The 18091-nt window shown below is 30.9% G+C and carries 19 protein-coding genes and 1 pseudogene; 15 read left to right on the top strand and 5 right to left on the bottom strand.

All coding sequences use genetic code 11. The features are described 5' to 3' along the window. The first annotated feature begins 30 nt into the window (after positions 1-30). Together EXC59_RS02405 and EXC59_RS02400 are read left to right on the top strand one after the other, a co-directional pair. Complete coding sequence (locus EXC59_RS02405) at positions 31-1476, top strand: ATP-dependent nuclease (RefSeq protein ID WP_035368026.1); 1446 nt, start codon at positions 31-33, stop codon at positions 1474-1476. Next, entirely contained in the window at positions 1457-2479 is a 1023-nt protein-coding gene (locus tag EXC59_RS02400; protein ID WP_035368027.1) for a C-terminal helicase domain-containing protein, read from the top strand. The genes EXC59_RS02405 and EXC59_RS02400 overlap by 20 nt, the downstream gene beginning before the upstream one ends. A 290-nt stretch (positions 2480-2769) precedes the next feature. Here EXC59_RS02400 and istB read toward each other — a convergent pair whose 3' ends face one another. From istB to EXC59_RS07235, 3 genes are all read right to left on the bottom strand, one after another. After that, positions 2770-3522 carry an IS21-like element helper ATPase IstB gene (gene istB, locus EXC59_RS02395; protein ID WP_035368029.1) on the bottom strand — a complete coding sequence of 251 codons (753 nt, stop codon included), beginning with the start codon at positions 3520-3522 and terminating at the stop codon, positions 2770-2772. After that, positions 3515-4345 carry a Mu transposase domain-containing protein gene (locus EXC59_RS02390; protein WP_035368031.1) on the bottom strand — a complete coding sequence of 277 codons (831 nt, stop codon included), beginning with the start codon at positions 4343-4345 and terminating at the stop codon, positions 3515-3517. The genes istB and EXC59_RS02390 overlap by 8 nt, the downstream gene beginning before the upstream one ends. A 301-nt stretch (positions 4346-4646) precedes the next feature. Next, positions 4647-4769: a hypothetical protein gene (locus tag EXC59_RS07235; protein ID WP_269471598.1), complete on the bottom strand. Its 123-nt coding sequence runs from the start codon at positions 4767-4769 to the stop codon at positions 4647-4649. A gap of 219 nt (positions 4770-4988) precedes the next feature. Here EXC59_RS07235 and EXC59_RS02385 point away from each other — a divergent pair, with 219 nt between their 5' ends. The 5 genes from EXC59_RS02385 (at position 4989) to EXC59_RS02370 (ending at position 8158) form a co-directional block, all read left to right on the top strand. Then, the gene (locus tag EXC59_RS02385; protein ID WP_162163859.1) at positions 4989-5405 is read left to right on the top strand and encodes a RusA family crossover junction endodeoxyribonuclease; all 417 of its coding nucleotides are present in this window, start codon (positions 4989-4991) and stop codon (positions 5403-5405) included. Then, positions 5402-5809, top strand: a complete 408-nt coding sequence (locus tag EXC59_RS02380) for a DUF1492 domain-containing protein (RefSeq protein WP_035368033.1) — start codon at positions 5402-5404, stop codon at positions 5807-5809. Before EXC59_RS02385 ends, EXC59_RS02380 begins: the two co-directional genes overlap by 4 nt. A 76-nt stretch (positions 5810-5885) precedes the next feature. Beyond that, positions 5886-6263 (top strand): hypothetical protein, encoded by a 378-nt coding sequence (locus EXC59_RS07070; protein WP_162163851.1) that lies wholly within the window; start codon positions 5886-5888, stop codon positions 6261-6263. Continuing rightward, positions 6250-6690: a hypothetical protein gene (locus tag EXC59_RS02375; protein WP_035368034.1), complete on the top strand. Its 441-nt coding sequence runs from the start codon at positions 6250-6252 to the stop codon at positions 6688-6690. Before EXC59_RS07070 ends, EXC59_RS02375 begins: the two co-directional genes overlap by 14 nt. A gap of 691 nt (positions 6691-7381) precedes the next feature. Beyond that, on the top strand, positions 7382-8158 hold the full coding sequence (locus tag EXC59_RS02370) for a hypothetical protein (RefSeq protein WP_035368036.1): 777 nt from the start codon (positions 7382-7384) through the stop codon (positions 8156-8158). 26 nt (positions 8159-8184) lie between these two features. On the opposite strand, the gene EXC59_RS02365 is transcribed toward EXC59_RS02370, so the two are convergent. Both EXC59_RS02365 and EXC59_RS02360 read right to left on the bottom strand, forming a co-directional pair. Continuing rightward, positions 8185-8955 carry a hypothetical protein gene (locus EXC59_RS02365; protein WP_035368037.1) on the bottom strand — a complete coding sequence of 257 codons (771 nt, stop codon included), beginning with the start codon at positions 8953-8955 and terminating at the stop codon, positions 8185-8187. 54 nt (positions 8956-9009) lie between these two features. Further along, complete coding sequence (locus EXC59_RS02360) at positions 9010-9591, bottom strand: LemA family protein (RefSeq protein ID WP_035368040.1); 582 nt, start codon at positions 9589-9591, stop codon at positions 9010-9012. Between the two features lie 520 nt (positions 9592-10111). Between EXC59_RS02360 and EXC59_RS02355 the strand changes: the two are divergent. The 8 genes and pseudogenes from EXC59_RS02355 to EXC59_RS02320 all read left to right on the top strand — a co-directional run. Next, positions 10112-10774 (top strand): annotated as a pseudogene (locus EXC59_RS02355) (IS3 family transposase); the annotation flags it as partial. Then, positions 10775-10966 (top strand): IS3 family transposase, encoded by a 192-nt coding sequence (locus EXC59_RS07255; protein ID WP_051658896.1) that lies wholly within the window; start codon positions 10775-10777, stop codon positions 10964-10966. A 214-nt stretch (positions 10967-11180) separates the two neighbouring features. Beyond that, entirely contained in the window at positions 11181-11390 is a 210-nt protein-coding gene (locus EXC59_RS02345) for a hypothetical protein (protein ID WP_035368041.1), read from the top strand. Between the two features lie 334 nt (positions 11391-11724). Next, complete coding sequence (locus EXC59_RS02340) at positions 11725-12462, top strand: hypothetical protein (protein WP_162163853.1); 738 nt, start codon at positions 11725-11727, stop codon at positions 12460-12462. Positions 12463-12728: 266 nt separating this feature from the next. Continuing rightward, positions 12729-13202, top strand: a complete 474-nt coding sequence (locus EXC59_RS02335) for a hypothetical protein (RefSeq protein ID WP_162163854.1) — start codon at positions 12729-12731, stop codon at positions 13200-13202. 21 nt (positions 13203-13223) lie between these two features. After that, a complete protein-coding gene (locus EXC59_RS02330) occupies positions 13224-13982 on the top strand; it encodes a S24/S26 family peptidase (RefSeq protein ID WP_035368046.1) in 759 nt (252 codons plus the stop codon). 159 nt (positions 13983-14141) lie between these two features. Beyond that, on the top strand, positions 14142-14762 hold the full coding sequence (locus EXC59_RS02325) for a TasA family protein (protein ID WP_035368047.1): 621 nt from the start codon (positions 14142-14144) through the stop codon (positions 14760-14762). 48 nt (positions 14763-14810) lie between these two features. Beyond that, positions 14811-18005 carry a hypothetical protein gene (locus tag EXC59_RS02320; RefSeq protein ID WP_035368048.1) on the top strand — a complete coding sequence of 1065 codons (3195 nt, stop codon included), beginning with the start codon at positions 14811-14813 and terminating at the stop codon, positions 18003-18005. Positions 18006-18091: the final 86 nt, after the last annotated feature.

The raw sequence follows: 18091 nt of genomic DNA, 5'->3' as shown, positions 1-18091 counted from the left end.
AAAAATCTAAATATAAGGGGAGAGAAAATCATGATTGAAGAAATTGAATTTCAAAATTTTAGAAACCTAAATGGAAAATATAGTTTAAATCAAAAATTAAATGTAATTTTTGGGAAAAATAACTCTGGTAAAACAAATTTATTAGAGGGGATAAGATTGGCTTTTTCTTTAATAACAAATGAATATTTCAAAGTTAGAAAATCAGATTTTTATAATAGCGATGATTCAAATCCGATAATTATAAAGGTAAAATTATCTAGTAATGATATACCTAGTTTAAACTATTTTGATTCTGAAGGGAAGAAGTGTGGGTTTATTTTAATAGTAAGAAAAACACAAACTGGCAAGTATATTAAAGTAATTAAACTTTATAATGATGCAGATGTGGATTATGAGATATTAAGAGAGGAAGAAAAGATACCAAATATATACATGATCCCATTAGTAAGAATTGATGATCTATATTCAGATTGGCTTTCTGTTGGGATTTCAAAGTTTATTGAATCAGAAGATAAATATTCGGCTTTAATGGTCGAATCAAAAGAGAGAATCAAATCGTCCATGATTTCAAAAGTTGATTTATTTAAAAAATTTTGTGAAAAATTCAATCAAAATTTTGATATTGAATTAACTGAGCCAAAAATTACTGATGAAAAAGTTTATATTGTCAATGGAGATAAAGAGCATAATTATTCTATAGGTTCTGGATACAAAAGCATAGCTAATATAATTCTTAATACTATGGATGAAAAGCATAATATTATTTTAATCGATGAAATTGAAAATCACTTACATCCAGCATTGCTTAGAAACTTACTTAGGGAGATAAAACAATTTAATGATAATGTCCAAATAATCGCTACTACTCATTCTCCAATTGTTATAAATGAGTTGATGAACGAAGAATTGATAGATATTTCAGGTGCCAAATTAACTAACCTATCTGATTTAAACAAAAGAAAAATAAGCAAATTTTTACATCCAGGGCGTTGTGAAATTATTTTCGGAGATAATATTGTCCTAGTTGAAGGAATAACTGAAGAGTTATTGCTAAAAAATTATATAATGCAACGGCAAAAAAATTGGACTATCGTTAATGTTGCGGGGATTATGTTCGAACCATATATAGAATTAGCTGTATTATTGAATAAAAAGGTAATAGTAATCAGTGATACAGATATATTATTATCAGGACAATTAACTCCAACAGAGAGATATAAAAATTTAGAAAAATATTGTAACGATCGTAATATAAAATTGATTTCTACATACAACACATTGGAATCTGACTTATATAGAGAAGGATTAATTCCAAATGAAGTTTGTTGTTTACTAGAAGAATCATCGCATAATGAGATATTTGTTGCAAAAAATGGTAAAAAAACAGTTATTGCTGAAAAACTAATTGATTCCGACGTTGATTTATCTAACTGGCATATAATTCAGGAGATAGAAAATGAGTTTAACAGTAATTAAATTTGTTGCGGGTGGCGGAAAAACAACTGAATCTAAAAGGCTAATAACTTCTAATAAAAACTGCATATATCTTGCATTTAATAATAAAGTTGTTGATGAAGTATCTAATGAAGGTTTTTTGAGTAAAACAATTGATTCGCTGTTTGTATCGTATATTATTCCAAAATTAATTGATTTGATTCCATTAATCTCTCATGGAGGTAAAATTGAATATGTTTCAAGTGAAAATATTCCTACTTACTTGAAAGGTGTCTCTAATATCAAAATAAAAAGTGATGGATTTTTGTATAATAAAACTCATAAGACTTCTTTTGAATTAGGATTAGAGAATATTGAATTACATCAAATGAATGGATTGCCTAATTTGAATTTTATAAAGTATATATTTGGGAAAGATAAAATAGTTTTGACAGATCAACTAAGAAGTGACCTATGTAATTATTTATTAGACAATTATGCAGACAAAATCAAAGATATTATTGAAGATAGATTTAATGTTTTAATTATAGATGAATCCCAAGACTTAAAAGGTTATCATGAGAGGTTTGCAAAACTATTGGCAGAATCAAATGTTAATCTATATTTGCTTGGCGATGACTATCAAAACATTAATGGTGGAGGAGAATGGTTTGAAAACTTAGAACCTCATTATTATAAAAATCAAAGTTACAGATGTCCCGATGATAATTGCAAATGGATTAGAGATAATATGAGAATAGATATATATGGAGCAAAAAGTGATGGTGGTGTATGTACTATTAACATTAATCAAGTGATCAATTTTGATGACTCTAGAAGAACCTTATTATATCAATCAGCCACTGCAAATATTTCAGAAATAATTAATAATTGGAAGGGACCAAAGTATACTATAAAAAAATCCAAAGGCATGACAATTGATGAGGATGTTGTTATTTTAGGGAAAACCTTAAATTCTAAGAATATGTACACTGCAATTACAAGGACTAGAAAAAGAGTCTATTTAACAGCAAATCTAATATAAATCATTGTAGTGGAAAAATTTTAGGTATTGTGAACTTGGTTTTTACATATTTGGTTATTATCAAGTTGATTAATATTAAGTTTATTTTTACTACTATAATAGAAACATTGCGGTGGCCATAAATGCTACCGCTTTTCCATTATAATAGGGCTTAATTTTGCTTTTTTCTAAAACTGGTGGAAAGGGCTTATAGATATTGCAGCCGCCAAAAATTTCAGCCTTTTATAATAGGACTAATAAGTCCACCCTATTCTATAAATGTCAAGTTAAGAATGTACAATTGTGTGCAGTTAAGATTCCTCAGTTTTATTGTATTTAAGTTTATCTTTAATACGATAAGAGTTACCAGTGATATTAAACAGATAAGAGTGATGAAGAATTCTATCTAAAATTGCTTTAGTAATCATTTCATCATTACCTAATATATTGGGCCATTTTTCAAATGTCATATTACTAGTAAACACAGTTGAGCGCTTAGAATATCTTAAATCGATTAATTGAAAGAAAAGTTTAGATTCTAGTGGTGATATCTCATTAAATCCTACTTCATCAATAATCAGTAATTTATATTTGAAAAAGTGTTTGATTTTTCTTTCGAAACTGCCTTCTTGATAGGCGTTTTTTAATATGTTAATCAGTTTGTTAAACTTTATAAAATATACACTATTTCTTTTAATGGCTACCTCATAACCTATAGCTATTGCTAGATGTGTCTTACCAACACCAGGGTTACCTATAAATACGATATTCATTGCCTCATCATAGAAGTTAGAAGATGCGATACTGCATATCTTATCTTCGTTAACTGTTGGTTGAAAACTAAAATCATAATCACTTAGTTTTCTTAAAAAGGGGAATCCTGCAACTTTAACATTATAGAGTCTATTATTCTCATCTTTGGCGATGACTTCCTTATTTAGAACTTTATAAAGTCCTTTTAATTCTTGGGGTGTGATTTGATCATTAATATGTAGTTCTTTTAAATAATTATATGCACTCTTTAGTTTCAAATAAGTTAATTGATCTAATACATCATTAATCATAGTTAATATGCCTCATTTCGTTCATTATTGTTTCATTTGGTTTATCTTCTAATTTCTTATGATAATTTTCATACATTAAATCATGTTCATTTTTAATATTTAATAAATTATTAGATATCTGGTGAATTGTGATTATTTTATTGTTATAATAGATATGAAGTTCATGACCTTTGACACTTAATCCTACCTTTGAACCAATAAATTTCTTGGGAACAGAATATTTATTTTGTTTGTAGCTGATTAAAGATTCATTGGATACTTTAACTTCATTTAACTTGAGGTGATACTTTTGTCTAATTTCTTTTCTGGGAAGTGGATTTAAGTCACCTTTTTCTTTTTCTAATAAAAATACTCTTGGAAACTTGGTTGCTTGTGAAATAGATTCATTATCTTCTTTGTTAATGATTGCTAGTATCTCATGCACATGCATTAAATCCTTATACTTTCCGTTATAGTTCTTTAATTGATCTACAACTTTGTTTTGAGTCTCTGTCTTACCTTTGGTTTGTGGGCGATATGGCATCGATGGCAGTGGTTTGATATCATAGTCTTTACAGAACTCTATAAACTTAGCAGTTAATAGAGCCTCACTATTACTCGTTCTAGGTTTTTCTACGAACTGTTTTAAGTTATCAATCACTAAAGTCTTTGGCACACCACCCATCTCTTCAAAGCTTTCTGCTAAAAATGACAGAAGTGTTTCAACCTTTGTATCAAGTGTTAATTTCCTAAAATTGGCTCTAGACCATGATAGTGTTAATGTTGGTATATATGTTTTAACCACTTCACCTGTTTCGAAGATGGTTTGCACCTTTTCTTTCATGTCAAATTGGGCTTGTTCACCTGGCTTTGTTTCAAAACACATCGTGAATGTATTTTTTTGATGCCTATCAGATAAACCATTTAACGCATCATCTCGTCTGATATACCTACTTAAACTTGATCTTGAACACGTGATGCCACGTTCTCTTTTTAAGTACTTAAACAGGTGTTCGATGTAATCAAAGCTCTGGTATTTATCACTTAAAACCTAAACGATGTAGTCTCTATGTTGATCTAAATACTTTTCTCTTTGTCTTGTCTTTTTAGGTATTTGACCTAATAGATATTTTTTTACTGTCTTTCTATCTTTTTAAGTGTTTGGCTACTTTTGTTATATTAATTTGAATCAGTCCTTCCTGATATGCTTTACTAAATAATGCGATATCTTCTATGTTAGTTATTTGTTCTAGTAGTATTTTTGTCATAAATATTCATCCTCTCATGGATGATATTGTAACAAAAAAAGAGTACACTTTTTATGCTAAGAATTGGGGATTCTTATTTGCACACTATTGCGTACTCTTATTTAACCATTTATAGTAGTAGGATAAGGGCTTTTAAAATCGCCCTATCCCTACAACAGAAGCATCAATGTCAGCACAAGTTTTCTGCCAGACTTGAAAACTAAAAAAGGAGCGAAGTTGATGAAGTTATTTTTATTGATGGAATCACCTACTGTGACAGCTCAGCAAGCAAAGGTAGCGGTGGTTGGAAATAGACCAATGTTTTATAAGCCAGAGAAAGTAAAAGCAGCAAGGCAGATGCTCATTAAACATTTAAGACCATTCAAGCCTGATACACCATATGAAGGACCGCTTGAGTTACATGTCATTTGGAAGTTTCCAAGAGGTAAAAGGCATAAGAACTTTGAATGGCGAATAACAAAACCTGATACAGACAATCTTCAAAAGATGCTCAAAGACTGTATGACTGAAGTAGGGTTCTGGAAGGATGATGCATTAGTGGTTAAAGAAATAGCCGAGAAGGTTTGGTCAGATGAACCAACTGGTATTTCGATTGAAATTGAAGTATTTGAAAAGTTTAAGGAGGAAGCAGGATGAATGTAAAAGAATACTTAAGTCGATATCATGAAACTGAAGAGAAAATTCTAAAACTACAGCAAATAGTCGCTGAATACTTACGACTAGCAAATACAATCCCAGGTGTTAACTTAGACCAAATTCGAGTCGATGGAACTAGAAAGCTCGATGCTCCATTTGTTAAGTGGATCCATAAAGCATTGGAAGTAGAAGATGAAATCAAAGAACTAACAAATAGTCTTGAAACTATCAAAAACGAAATCTTAGATTGTATCTCTGCACTTAAAAATCCAGAGTACGAAAGATTGCTGATTTACAGATACATTGATTTGTTAAATTGGCAAATAATAGCTGACAAAATGTTTATATCAGTGTCAACTTTAAAAAGATGGCATAATAATTCATTGGAACTACTAAAAAAATAACAAATGACGTATAATAATTATAAAAGACATTCTCAATTTTTAATTTGGAATGTTGTAATTTGAAAATTGGTGTTTTATGGATGATAATAGCAATGAGGTAAGTAGATTAGTAGCAGAAAATAATAAATACAAAGAAAAAATCAATAAATTATTTGGGATTGCTTGTTGGTTATTTCTGGGCTCTATAATTGGCATACCCTTTATAATAGGACTTATTTTAGTTATTATTACATCTTCATATAAGAAGAAAGTTGTTGATAACTGTCGTAGATTATTGATCATTTTGATTTTAGAGCAAGGAGTTGAAGAGTTGCTTGAAATATATAATTACGTTCACTCTGATGAAGCTACACCTTTAATTAAGCAAATGTTAAAAAAAGAATTATTAGGATTCAAATTATCGGACGATAGATTAAGAGTAGAAAAGGAGAATATAGAGTATGTTAAGTGTTGAAAAATTACAAGAAAACAAAAAGTTAATGGATTTGGAAAATGCACTAGTTATTGCAGGCGAAGATATGCAAGCAAATGAGAATCCAATAAAGCGTGCTCATCACCATTTGATTTTAATTATATTATCTTGGCTGATATGGATTGGTTGGGCAGCAAGTGGTAAGAGAAAAAGATATAAGGAAGCGTCAAAGCGCTACAATGAAATATGGGATCAAATACTGCTTCATTTAGTTTTAGAATGTGAATGTAAGAATACTGGTGAAATATTTGATTATATGGCTATGACAAGACAAAATTGGTGGTGGAGAGATAAAGTTAAAGAAAAAAGAACTAAGAAAATTGCTAAATGGTATAGAAAACTTATCGACAAGGGTACTCTTATGGGATGTACTATCACAGAAACAGGCAGTTTCGTTTTAAGCAAATAAAGACATTTAGTTCGAAGAATTTTATATACTAGCATTCCTCAAAGTTATTTTTGCTCAGACAAAAATTGAACCGTTTTGAACCATCGTGAACCATTGTGAATATGTCAAGAGTGTGGTAGTATTATAATGAGCAAAGCTATAAACGAATGGAATACTGGCTTTAAACCCAGCCTAGAAATAATGAGAATTCAGAAATGGATTCTTTTTTATTTTTGCAGAGATACTTGTAGTATTCCAACTGGTGAGTTATTACAGTTTTTTATCTACAGTTGGAGTGATTAAATGAAAGGAAAAATGCTTGACCTATACGAAAAATGGGAGGCTTCAGGCCATCTTGATGACAAGCTCAAGTCGATATCAGAGATGGTATCCAAAAGAGCAACCCAAAGACAGGTCGCTGAATATTGAACTGATACCAAAAACCTGTACTTTGATACAATATAAGTGTATGCAGGAGGGATCACATGAAAGATAAAAAGAAAACAAACTAAAAGGAATAAAGAATGATTTAAAAGAACAAAATAAAGACTTAAGAGCGATTAATACAAACCTTCGTTATGATAGTACGAACCTAGATTTATGGAAACAGAAGCAATCAAAGCTTAATGATATATTAGTTCAAACAAAGAAGAAGCTTGAAACTCAAAACCAGGAACTTGAGCATGCGAAAAAAGCGGTGCAAGTTGGTGACATGAGTAAAGAGGAGTTTGATAAGTTAAAACGAAATGTCCAGTACACTGAAGCTGAACTTGCTAAGATGAATGGGCAGTTGGATAAAACTCAAGACAAAATCAAACAACTTGCTAATGCTAAGTTTGATAAGATTGGAAAACTTGGTTCAACATTAACGAAAAGTGTGACGGTACCTATTTTGGGTGCCGTTTCTGCTTTAACAGCGTTTTCCATCAAATCTGCTTATGCATCTGATGAAATTGGAGACACCGCTGAAAAGATAGGACTATCTGCCGAAGCTCTACAAGAGTGGAATCATACCGCGACCATATTAGGTGTATCAACTGAACGTATGGAAAGAGCATTTGTTAAAGTTAATGGTATCTTAGGGGATATCGCCACTGGTAACGGAGACAAGTATGCTGAAAGTTTGGCATTGATTGTATTATCACTTGATGATTTAGAAGGTAAAAACACTGATGAAGCATTTAATTTAATTAGAGATGCATTAAGTGGTGTTGCTGTTTATAAAAAAGAAGGACTTGGATCAATTAATAACAACGCATATTATACAGTAGCAACAAATGACTATGTACTAGGTAATAATTCAAGTTTAAGAAATGGTGAAGACATTATTTATACAGGTAAAGCAGTCCTTGATTTAATGGATGAAGTGATCCGAAATCAAAAAGATAATGGAGCAACCTCGTGGTCAACAAGCTTACCTATTATTTTTGATAGTATGTTAAGCTTTAATGTAGCATTTGTTGAAGTACGAAAAGAAATATATATATAAAACAAAGGAAGTCTATGACTTCCTTTTTATTTTCTAAACCAGTAACCTCTAGATGTGCCACCACTACCACGATTTTTAGTCACACCCATCATTGAAAGAATAATTGGTACGAGGAAACGTCCAAATGCACCTAGAAAAAATACTGCAATCACAATCAAAATAACTGTTTCTGTCGGGCTTAAAGTAAATGCCCATATTTGTTCTTCACTTGGTAATCTTGTTGTTATTGAATATTTTTCACCAAAAAAATCATAAATATCGTAGTATGTTTGATCAATGTAACTATAAGACCAATTATAGATTTTATACGCAGAATTAGCAATTAATTCAAAGTATAAATTGACAATTCTTTCATCAATATCATCAAGTGTTGGATCGTTAAAATATTCTTCAATTAACATATCGGCTTCAAATGCAGATAAATAAGTACTCATTCTAGTTCCTATTTCAAATACCATTTCTTTATACACTTTTGTACCATTTATCTCTTCAAAGAATAAGAAAATCATAATACCAAGGTCATTTCCGCCAACACCATAACTATTGAAAATAGCAGTAGTATCAATTGAACCTACTGCACCTAAATGCGTAGCAACAACAATTTGTATACCACGTAATTCATCATCTTCAATACCTTCATAAGTCATCGTATCTTCATAGTAATATTGTCCATTTGAAAAGATGTACCACTTTGTTGATTGAAGCAGTGCACCAGCGGCATCGTTAATATAAAACTCTGAAGTTGGCTGGTTTAATGATGTGTATGGTTGTTGACAAGCAGATAGTATAAAAATCATACATGTTGAAACACATATCACTAAACCTTTATAAAGTAATGATTTCATTAGGTATTATGCGTAGGGTAGAACAGTAACAAACTCAGAAGGTAATGAATAGGCGTTTTTTAATTCAAATCCAAAAGCGAAGACATTATTTGGAAACTTTCTAAGGAATGAATTATATAAAAAGACAGTTTCATTATATTGGTTAATAGCAAATGAAACAGAATTTGTAGATGCATTATACTCAGCTAAGAATGCTGAAGTAATACCAACTGTTGTCCAGTTTGATGGATTATCTTCCATATAAGAAACTAGCGTAACAAACATCGATTCTAATGCAGTAAATTCTTGTTCAAGTTCATCAGGTGATGCTTGATTAGCTACAGCATCAGCAAAAGCTTCACGAGCTTGTGTAATCAATCCTAACTGGGTTAAGATTTGATTATCAGCTGTTTGTATAGTCGCTTGATAAGCTAATACTTTACTATATCTGTTATCAATAGCAACATAAATTTGAGTTTTTCTAAAGTACATCAACTCATCATATTCACTTGCTTGGTTGTTAGCCCCAATCCAAGTCCCTAAAAAAAGCGCAATCAAAAGTGCGAAGAATCCGCATACACTATAAATAATTATTTTTGTTTTATTCAACCCAATATCCCCCTTATTGAATGAAATAAATCCAGATGATTAAATTATATAGCAAAAACTTTGAAACTCAAATGAAATTGCATAAAATACATACGCTGAATTGAACTGATACCAAAAACCTGTACTTTGATACAATATAAGTGTATGCAGGAGGGATCACATGAAAGATAAAAAAAAACAAATAGACTATGGAGCGGAGAATTCAAATTAAAGGTCGTTTTAGACATCATTGAAAATGAACTCTCATACAGTCAAGCAGCGCGTAAATATGATATGTATTTATCATCAGGGAGTCTAAACGATACATTGCCTGCAAGATGGATATATCAGTATAGACTCTATGGAAAAGAGCGTTTCTTTCAAACACCAAAAGATTATCGTAAGAATCCAGTTAGAAAGTTTCATAAACCATCCCAAGAGATAGAACAGGATTTAGAACTCAAAGTTAAGCATCTAGAAATGGAACTTGAATACTAGAAGATTACTTATCGCTAAAGTTTAAAAAACAGGAACAAACAAACAAAAATACCAAGTCGTCAAAGAATTAAGGCGGAAATATGCATTAAAAGATCTATTTCTAATATCAGGACTTCCTAAGTCGGTTTATCACTATTATGAGCATCGTAAAGAAACGGATAAGTATCACGATATCAAGATACTGATATTAGAAATTTTTGAAGCGAGCAATCAAACATATGGCTATAGACGCATTAAGCTCGCCCTTCAAAACTTTTATCAGGTCAAAATAGCTTATAAAACAGTTGTAAAGCTCATGAAAGAGCTACATATCGTCTGTAAGGTAAGAAAAAAGAGATATCGCTATATCTCTCAAATATCAAACAAAATTACACCCAATCTACTTAAGAGAGACTTTAAAAAAGATGAAACTAATATCGCATGGGTCACAGATGTATCAGAGTTTAGATTTAATCGTAAACGTTTATATCTGTCTGTCATTCAAGATCTTTACAATGGCGAAGTCAAAGGTTATCAAATATCAAGAAGTCAGAATCAAGATTTAATCTTAAAGACACTGAAGAAATCAATCAACCCAAATGAAGACTTATCAAAGCTTCTCATACACTCTGATCAAGGCATTCTATACCAATCACCTAAATATCGTAATTACCTTAAGAAATCATCATTTACTCAATCCATGAGTGCTAAAGGTAATGCCTATTAAATGTCAGTGGTTGAAAGTTTCTTCGGGACGCTTAAATGCGAAACCATCTACTTACAAAAGGTTAAATCTTTATCTGATTTAATTAGAACAATTGATGAGTATATCCATTGGTATAATCACGATAGAATAAAATTAACTCTAGGTGGCTATTCACCTATTCAATATAGGTTAATGAATCAACAAATGATATAATAACTACAAAGAACATAAAGTACAAGAAAATTGTATCAATTCAATTTACTAATCGCCTCAAGTATCAGGTCTTTTTTGTTGAAAGGGATACATGTTTCCTATCCGCAATTCTTGTCTTCCATAGATTGAACTAAAATTATAGATATCATGAATACCATTACGATAGACAATAAATTTAATGTGCTATAATTTACTTGTAGGAGCGTGAGTACTAATGGTAAACAATGAAAAATATATGATTATGACGGTAGAAAGTTATCCTTTTGGTTGGGAAGTAAAGTACTTCTATTTACCAGTTGGACCAAGGTTAACCATAGGTGACGTAATTAAATCAATAAATGGAAAAAGTTATCGAATTTTAGACGGTAAAACACAATTAAACTTTGAAGATATTGATTTAACCAAATATTCGTTATTCGAGTAATTTTGGGTTTAGATGCATAGGAATTTTCAATGATTTTCATTTTACTACAGTATGTTGATTATTTAGTTGAAGATGATGATTAATAAAGCTTGGGCAACACAGTTCAAATTGAAGAGTCATTATCAACACTTCTCTTTTTAAGTCATTTATATAGGGATGATATTATATTTGCAAAGGTGCTAATTTGTATCAAAATAGGTAGTATTACACATATTGAATGTATAGGTTTGATACAATTGTATCAAACCTTTTTTTCATGAAGAAACGTGAGTTTTCCCCTATTTTCAGGTTTAGGCAGTTTCAAGAGTTGCTAAATATTAGTCTTTTTCTATGCATGAATCAAAAGCCGATTCAACCTTTTAACGATTACCCAACAATTTACACGATTATTCAACAATTTACATTATTATATTCAGGCTCATATTCGAACTATCATGATTTTGATGAACCAATCACTTGGATCACATCACATGAAGAATATTCCGATTCCGATTATCCATTTGAATTAGATGAAGCATATTTTGATAATTATAGTCTCTATACTTATTCGTTTGTTCATAGTGATTTAGGAAGAAATATTTTCATGTATGATAATTTTCTATTGGTAGATAACACTCTATTTATTACATGCGTAATCAATAACGAACTTATCGTTTCACCTGCTTTTGGTAGTTATGCACTTGTATTCGCTATCCCAAAAGGATTAATAAACAACAATGTTGAAGTGTTGGTAGCACCTAATGGTTCTAAAGATTTGATATTTGATGAACTTACTGAAGTCAGAAGTGTATCAACTTTTCAACTTCTTTACTTCGAGTTAATGGAAACACAATTATTTAGTATCAATTTTAATAGAGAAGGTACGTGGTCTATTACAGCAATCACGGGTAGATTATTTAATATATCAAATAATCAGGAGATATCCATGAGTATGTTCTCAGGTCTATATGGCTATCAGGCAACCTTGGAACCAGGCGAATATATTTTTATCTTAGATATTCGTAATAACGAATACTCAAATGAATCCTTTTATATATTTGATTATAATGCAATATTATTTAATGAAGATTGATTCAATAATTAATCAGTGCACTGTGATTATAAATTAGGATGCGTAAAAAAACTCAAAGGTGCATAAATTCACATTTATGTCTTTTTTTGTCGTAATTTACGATGAAAAATGCTTGATGAATCGATCAACGAGTTTAATCTAATAGACAACCTTATATTTTAATGTTATGATGAAATTAGATATTACATTACAAAAATCTCTTTACATCATGATATGTCATAAATATTCGTTTGTTGATACAAAATCTTATAAAAGAAGGTATATTTATGAAGAGTAAAATTTTAATATACATACTAAGTGGTGCTCTAGGTCTAACAGTTATGGTTGGTGCCTTTTTTATTCTTAAACAAACAATTGGTGTTGAACTTGAATCTAGTATTGAGTTAAGCACTGATGGAGTTACTGAAAAGGAAATGAGTATTGTTGGTTTAGACCTTATACCAGGTACAAGTAAAGAATATGTTATTAACTTACTAGCTGATGATGCATCTAGTTATGATATTTCATTGGATTTTAAGAAAAAAGGCGTTGACTCTTTAAAGGAATATATTCATGTTCGAGTAACTGTTGGTGATGTGACAGTTAATAAAACACTTGCCGAATTATTTGAAAAGGGTTTAAACTTTGTCGATGCAAATGCGGATAAAATTTACATTACGTATTTAATGCCTGAGAGTGTAGGCAATGAGGCTCAAGGTAAAGAGATATCATTTAATATAAAACTAACAGTTGTCAAATGATATAAAAAGGGGATAGACTAGATGGGATCTAAGCTAAAGAAAACAGTTAAATTTTTAAGCAATATATTATTTTATTTAATCTTAGCAATATCTTTATTCGTATTAGTACTCGTGATTAGTATTAAGAAGAATAGTGAAGACGCAGCAACTGTTTTCGGATATCAGCTTAGAATTGTTCAATCCTCTTCAATGGAGAAACATGAATCTGTTGACACAAGTCATTTTGACATAAAAGACATTAAGGTTAAATCAGTTGTCTTTATTAAGGTTGCACCGAGTGATAATCAAGAACTAAATGAATGGTATAAGACAATTGAGATTGGCGATGTACTAACATTTAAATATGTTTATACCAAACAAGAGACAATTACTCACCGTGTTATAGAGATTAAAGAAAAAGACTCAGGGTATTTAATTACGCTTGAAGGAGATAATAAAGCAGGCGATTCAAATACCCTAACGCAAGTTATTGATACTACGATTATAGAAAATCCAAATTATATCATTGGAAAAGTTGTTGGACAAAGTTATTTATTAGGATTATTCTTGTACACTTTAAGAAATCCGATTGGCATTATATTAATCATTATTGTTCCATGTTTAATTATTATTATTTTACAAATTATAAAAATTGTTAGTGTCCTACATAAAGATAAAAAAGAAAAAGAACATTCTGATATCATAGCTAAGCAAGAAGAACTCTTAAAACAGCAAGAAGAGTTATTAAGACAAGCTAAAGAATTAGAAGAATTGAGAAAACAACTGAACAAAGAAGGGTAGTTGTAAGTAGGTTGCAGTTATTTTAAACGTGCATCCGAGGCTAATAATTATATAAAATCTCTAGCAAATATAGGATAGAATGAGCAAAAGTTAAGGCAAGGCACAGATGAATAGGGAGATTCATTTGGAATTAAAAAAATAAAAAGAAGGAGGAAAATCATGGGGAATAAAAAGAAAGGTTTGTTAACTTCAGTTATGGCAATTATTGCATGCGTGTCACTGATTGTTGCTGGTACATATGCACTGTTCTCAGATTCAATTAGTATTGATAACCATTTACAAGCTGGAACACTTAAAGTAAAACTGGAAAGAACAAGTTTGAAATGGGCAGAACTAAATCCTGTCACAGGTTATTTAGTTGAACAAACAGACAATGAAGTTAAAGACTTTACTAAATCATCAACGCTAACTGAAAATGTATTTGGTTTAGAAGATGAAGTTTTAGTTGTTCCAAATTCATTCTATGAAGCTACATTAAAACTATCAAATAATGGTAGTGTAGCGTTTGACTATACAGTAAAAATCGTCTTAACAAGTAACTCAAATGCATTAGCAGAGCAATTAAAAGTAACAGTTGATGGTGATACAGTAAATGCTAAATTGTTATCAGACGGTGAAACAATTTTAGTCAGTGGAACGATGGACAAAACTGTTTCAAACAGCGCCAAGTCATTCACAATTAGAATTGAATTCATTAATCAAAATGATAACAATGATGCACAAGATTTAACAGTTGACTTTGATTTAATAGTTACAGCAATTCAAAGAACAACTGAATAAAATAATATTTTTAGGTTATAAAACCAAAAAATACTTAGGGAGAAGTATATGAAAAAGAAAGTTATTACAAGTGCAATATTAACAATTGCTTTAGCACTTAGCATCCTATTAGGTGCGACTTATGCATTATTTACAAGTGAAAGTACAAAAAATATTGAAGTAACGAGTGGTAAAGTAAGTATCGTTGCTCAAGTTAATCAAAGTAGTATTCAAACAAAAGAATTAGGCAAAGCTTATCAAGATGGAGCAGGTAATACTTTTGCTGGAGCTGTCGTTTTCCAAGCAAATGAAATTGTTCTAGAAAGATTAGTGCCAGGTGATGGTGTTAAATTTACAGTAGATATTACAAATGATAGTAATGTCATTGTTAAATATAGAGTGAAAATCTCTTCAGTTGCTCCAGTTGGAGTAGACCCAAAAGACAGTCAATTACTTTTCTCAGCGTTAAACTTTAATGTTGGTGGTAGTGATTTTAATAATGTTATTCTCTATAGATCAGCTTGGACTAATTTAGCAGTAGGTAGTAACCCAGATAGTATTGACTTTGAAATTGAACTTCCAGAAACTGCTGGAAATGAATATCAAGATTTAGCTACGAAGATTGTTTTAGTCGTAGAAGCAGTTCAAGGTAATGCTGAAGTTACTGCTGGTGAAGAAATTATCCGCTTAGATGGTTCAGCTAACTTAACTGATAATGGTATTTCATTAGATATTCCTGCTGGAGCTATCGAAGATGGTCAAATTCCTGTGATTACAGTTTCACATGAAGAAACACCAAACTTTGAAGTAGTTGGTCCAGAAGATGTAGTCATTAAAGTCTTAAAAATTGAACTACCTCAACTAAGACCAAATAATAATCTTCCTATCACTGTTAAAATTCCAGTTGATAGAAAGATGGAAGATGCAGTAGTATATTACAATAATGGAACTATATTAGAAGCAATGCATACTGTTCCATTAGAAGAAAATGGTCAATTCTTTGTATCATTCACTACAACTCACTTCAGTGAATATATCTTATTTGATCGTCCAATTGAAGCAAGAGTCGTGTCAAATACTTTAGAAGTATACTTTAATGCAGAAGAAGCTTTAAGAAGTGCAACATCAGGCGATATCGTATATCTTGAAAAAGACACGACATTATCAGAAGCATTTGTTATTGATAAAGCAATCACACTTGATTTAGGTTCATTTGCATTAAATGGGGATGTAACACTTGCTCAAGATGTAAAAGCAAGAATGGTTGTTCGTTCACAAACAGAATTAAATAAAGCAATTGATTTAGGTTTCAAAGATATCGTTATTGGTCAAGGATTAAGTACAACATTATCAGTTACAGGAAGTGGATTTACATTCAGTAGCTTAGAAGAAGTTGTATTCAATGCAGCGGTTAGAATGCTTACAATTAACGGTTCAAATAATACAATTGACGGCTTAATGGCAAAAACTACATTACCTTCTTCACAACGTAATGCAGTAAGAGATTATGCTATTATGATCAATGGTTCAAATAATACAGTGAAAAACTCAGTTTTATCAATGGGTGGAACACATACTTGGGGTGCTACAATTTTCGTAACAGGAACAACTGCTGATTCAGTAACTACATTTAGTAACATTAGATTAAATGAAATCACATCAGCAAGAGCATTCCGCGGTTTATTATTTAATGGATACAATGGAACTGTAATCGTTGAAGATTCACTGATTACATCAAGTGGTTACACAATTAATATTGATGGTAGTTCATCAACAGGTAAATTAATTGTAAATGATTCCGTATTAAAAGGATGGACTTCATATTCTAAAGGTTATGAAGTTGAGTTTAACAATTCTACATTCGAAGCTGGTGTTTATAATGTTGTTGCATCTTATACAAAGACAACATTCAATAATGTAACGTTCAAAGATAGTATTGAGTTCTATGCACAAACAACAGATGTTGAATTCTACTTTAATGATTCAACTTATAATGGACAACCTATTACATTAGAGAATTTAAACTCAGTAACTAAGGATGATTCAACTGTTGTATTTGTTAATGGTCAAACATTAGGATTTGCACGTGGTGCAGGTACTGAAGATAATCCATGGATTATTGAAACAGAAGAACAATTCCAAAATATTACATCTAAATATAATGATGCTAAATCTTATTATTGGAAACTTGCACCAAACTTAGTCTTCACAGGTGAAAACTGGAAGTCTGTTAAATTAAATGGTTCAATTGATGGTAATGGTGTAAAATTTACAAAACTTGATCAAACATTATTTAGTACAGTTAAAACTGTATCTAAAGCAAATAGCGTGATTAAGAACTTTGATATTACAGCAGATATTATTAATACAGGTTGGACATCAGCTGTTGTTTCAGCAGCTTACGTTGGTATTGATATGATTAATGTTAATGTACATGGTCAAATCATTGGTGTAACGGGTGTTGCTTCATTCATGACATTCTTATATGATTATATTGATGATGTTGTATTTACAATCAAAGATAGTATCTCAGATGCTAAGGTTGTTGCATTAACAGGTTCAGCAGCAGGATTTATTGCACATCCAATGTATCATACAAGATCGAAGATGACGCTTAAAGTGATTGATTCAGCATTTACAGGTACTTTAGTTGGTCAACAAGGATTCTATTGGTTCACAAACTTCTATGCTGGCACAAGTGACATTGAAGCAACTTATTCACAAACATTCTTTGATGCATATGAGTTAGAAAATAATCATTATTACATGAATGATGTCACTAATAAACCATACGTTGGAACTTATATGGTCCCTTCAAATAAGGGTGGTCAAGGTATGATGGATACAATTTATAATGGTCCTAAACAATCATTAAATTCATCTGCATTAGAACTTCCAGAAACTAAGGGTGATCCAATTTCAGTTGTTAAAGTTGAAGGTGCAACAAGAGCAGTAGCATTCTTAAGAATTGCGCCAAATGATGTTAACAATTCAGGTAATTATGTATCAACTTATATGACAGAAGAAATTGATTTAACAGGTGTATTGGCAGGTTCAGTATTCCAAACTTCACAAATTAAATACTTCAATATTGCTATTAATCCTGAAGGTGTTATGTCTTCTGGTCCAGTAGGAGATACATATAATGTTGTTCATTCATTCTATGGACATACGCATAACGGTGCAGACGTTTATGTAATCCAATATAATGGCGATGAAATTGTATCAATTCAAAGTGTAAGAATCGCAGAAAAAAACAGCTAATTTAAACTAATTTTTGTAGGGTTATCTAATTTGGCCCTTTAAAATAGGTGGTGGCAAGTAAGAAACACCCCTGTCAAGAGGATGAT

Source organism: Acholeplasma hippikon, assembly GCF_900660755.1.
In the GTDB taxonomy this organism is placed as follows: domain Bacteria; phylum Bacillota_I; class Bacilli_A; order Acholeplasmatales; family Acholeplasmataceae; genus Acholeplasma; species Acholeplasma hippikon.
Note: the sequence above shows the minus strand (reverse complement) of the source record. Positions and strands in the feature narration are given on the sequence as shown.

Excerpts from the sequence above, each read along its gene's own strand:
- EXC59_RS02340 (WP_162163853.1), top strand. The coding sequence starts at position 11,725 with ATGAATCAAAAGCCGATTCAACCTTTTAACGATTACCCAACAATTTAC.
- istB (WP_035368029.1), bottom strand. The coding sequence starts at position 3,522 with ATGATTAATGATGTATTAGATCAATTAACTTATTTGAAACTAAAGAGT.
- EXC59_RS07070 (WP_162163851.1), top strand. The coding sequence starts at position 5,886 with ATGGATGATAATAGCAATGAGGTAAGTAGATTAGTAGCAGAAAATAAT.
- EXC59_RS02390 (WP_035368031.1), bottom strand. The coding sequence starts at position 4,345 with ATGAAAGAAAAGGTGCAAACCATCTTCGAAACAGGTGAAGTGGTTAAA.
- EXC59_RS07255 (WP_051658896.1), top strand. The coding sequence starts at position 10,775 with ATGTCAGTGGTTGAAAGTTTCTTCGGGACGCTTAAATGCGAAACCATC.
- EXC59_RS02385 (WP_162163859.1), top strand. The coding sequence starts at position 4,989 with ATGAAGTTATTTTTATTGATGGAATCACCTACTGTGACAGCTCAGCAA.
- EXC59_RS02345 (WP_035368041.1), top strand. The coding sequence starts at position 11,181 with ATGGTAAACAATGAAAAATATATGATTATGACGGTAGAAAGTTATCCT.
- EXC59_RS02400 (WP_035368027.1), top strand. The coding sequence starts at position 1,457 with ATGAGTTTAACAGTAATTAAATTTGTTGCGGGTGGCGGAAAAACAACT.
- EXC59_RS02335 (WP_162163854.1), top strand. The coding sequence starts at position 12,729 with ATGAAGAGTAAAATTTTAATATACATACTAAGTGGTGCTCTAGGTCTA.
- EXC59_RS02330 (WP_035368046.1), top strand. The coding sequence starts at position 13,224 with ATGGGATCTAAGCTAAAGAAAACAGTTAAATTTTTAAGCAATATATTA.
- EXC59_RS02365 (WP_035368037.1), bottom strand. The coding sequence starts at position 8,955 with ATGATTTTTATACTATCTGCTTGTCAACAACCATACACATCATTAAAC.
- EXC59_RS02380 (WP_035368033.1), top strand. The coding sequence starts at position 5,402 with ATGAATGTAAAAGAATACTTAAGTCGATATCATGAAACTGAAGAGAAA.
- EXC59_RS02325 (WP_035368047.1), top strand. The coding sequence starts at position 14,142 with ATGGGGAATAAAAAGAAAGGTTTGTTAACTTCAGTTATGGCAATTATT.
- EXC59_RS02405 (WP_035368026.1), top strand. The coding sequence starts at position 31 with ATGATTGAAGAAATTGAATTTCAAAATTTTAGAAACCTAAATGGAAAA.
- EXC59_RS02370 (WP_035368036.1), top strand. The coding sequence starts at position 7,382 with ATGAGTAAAGAGGAGTTTGATAAGTTAAAACGAAATGTCCAGTACACT.
- EXC59_RS02320 (WP_035368048.1), top strand. The coding sequence starts at position 14,811 with ATGAAAAAGAAAGTTATTACAAGTGCAATATTAACAATTGCTTTAGCA.
- EXC59_RS02375 (WP_035368034.1), top strand. The coding sequence starts at position 6,250 with ATGTTAAGTGTTGAAAAATTACAAGAAAACAAAAAGTTAATGGATTTG.
- EXC59_RS07235 (WP_269471598.1), bottom strand. The coding sequence starts at position 4,769 with ATGACAAAAATACTACTAGAACAAATAACTAACATAGAAGATATCGCA.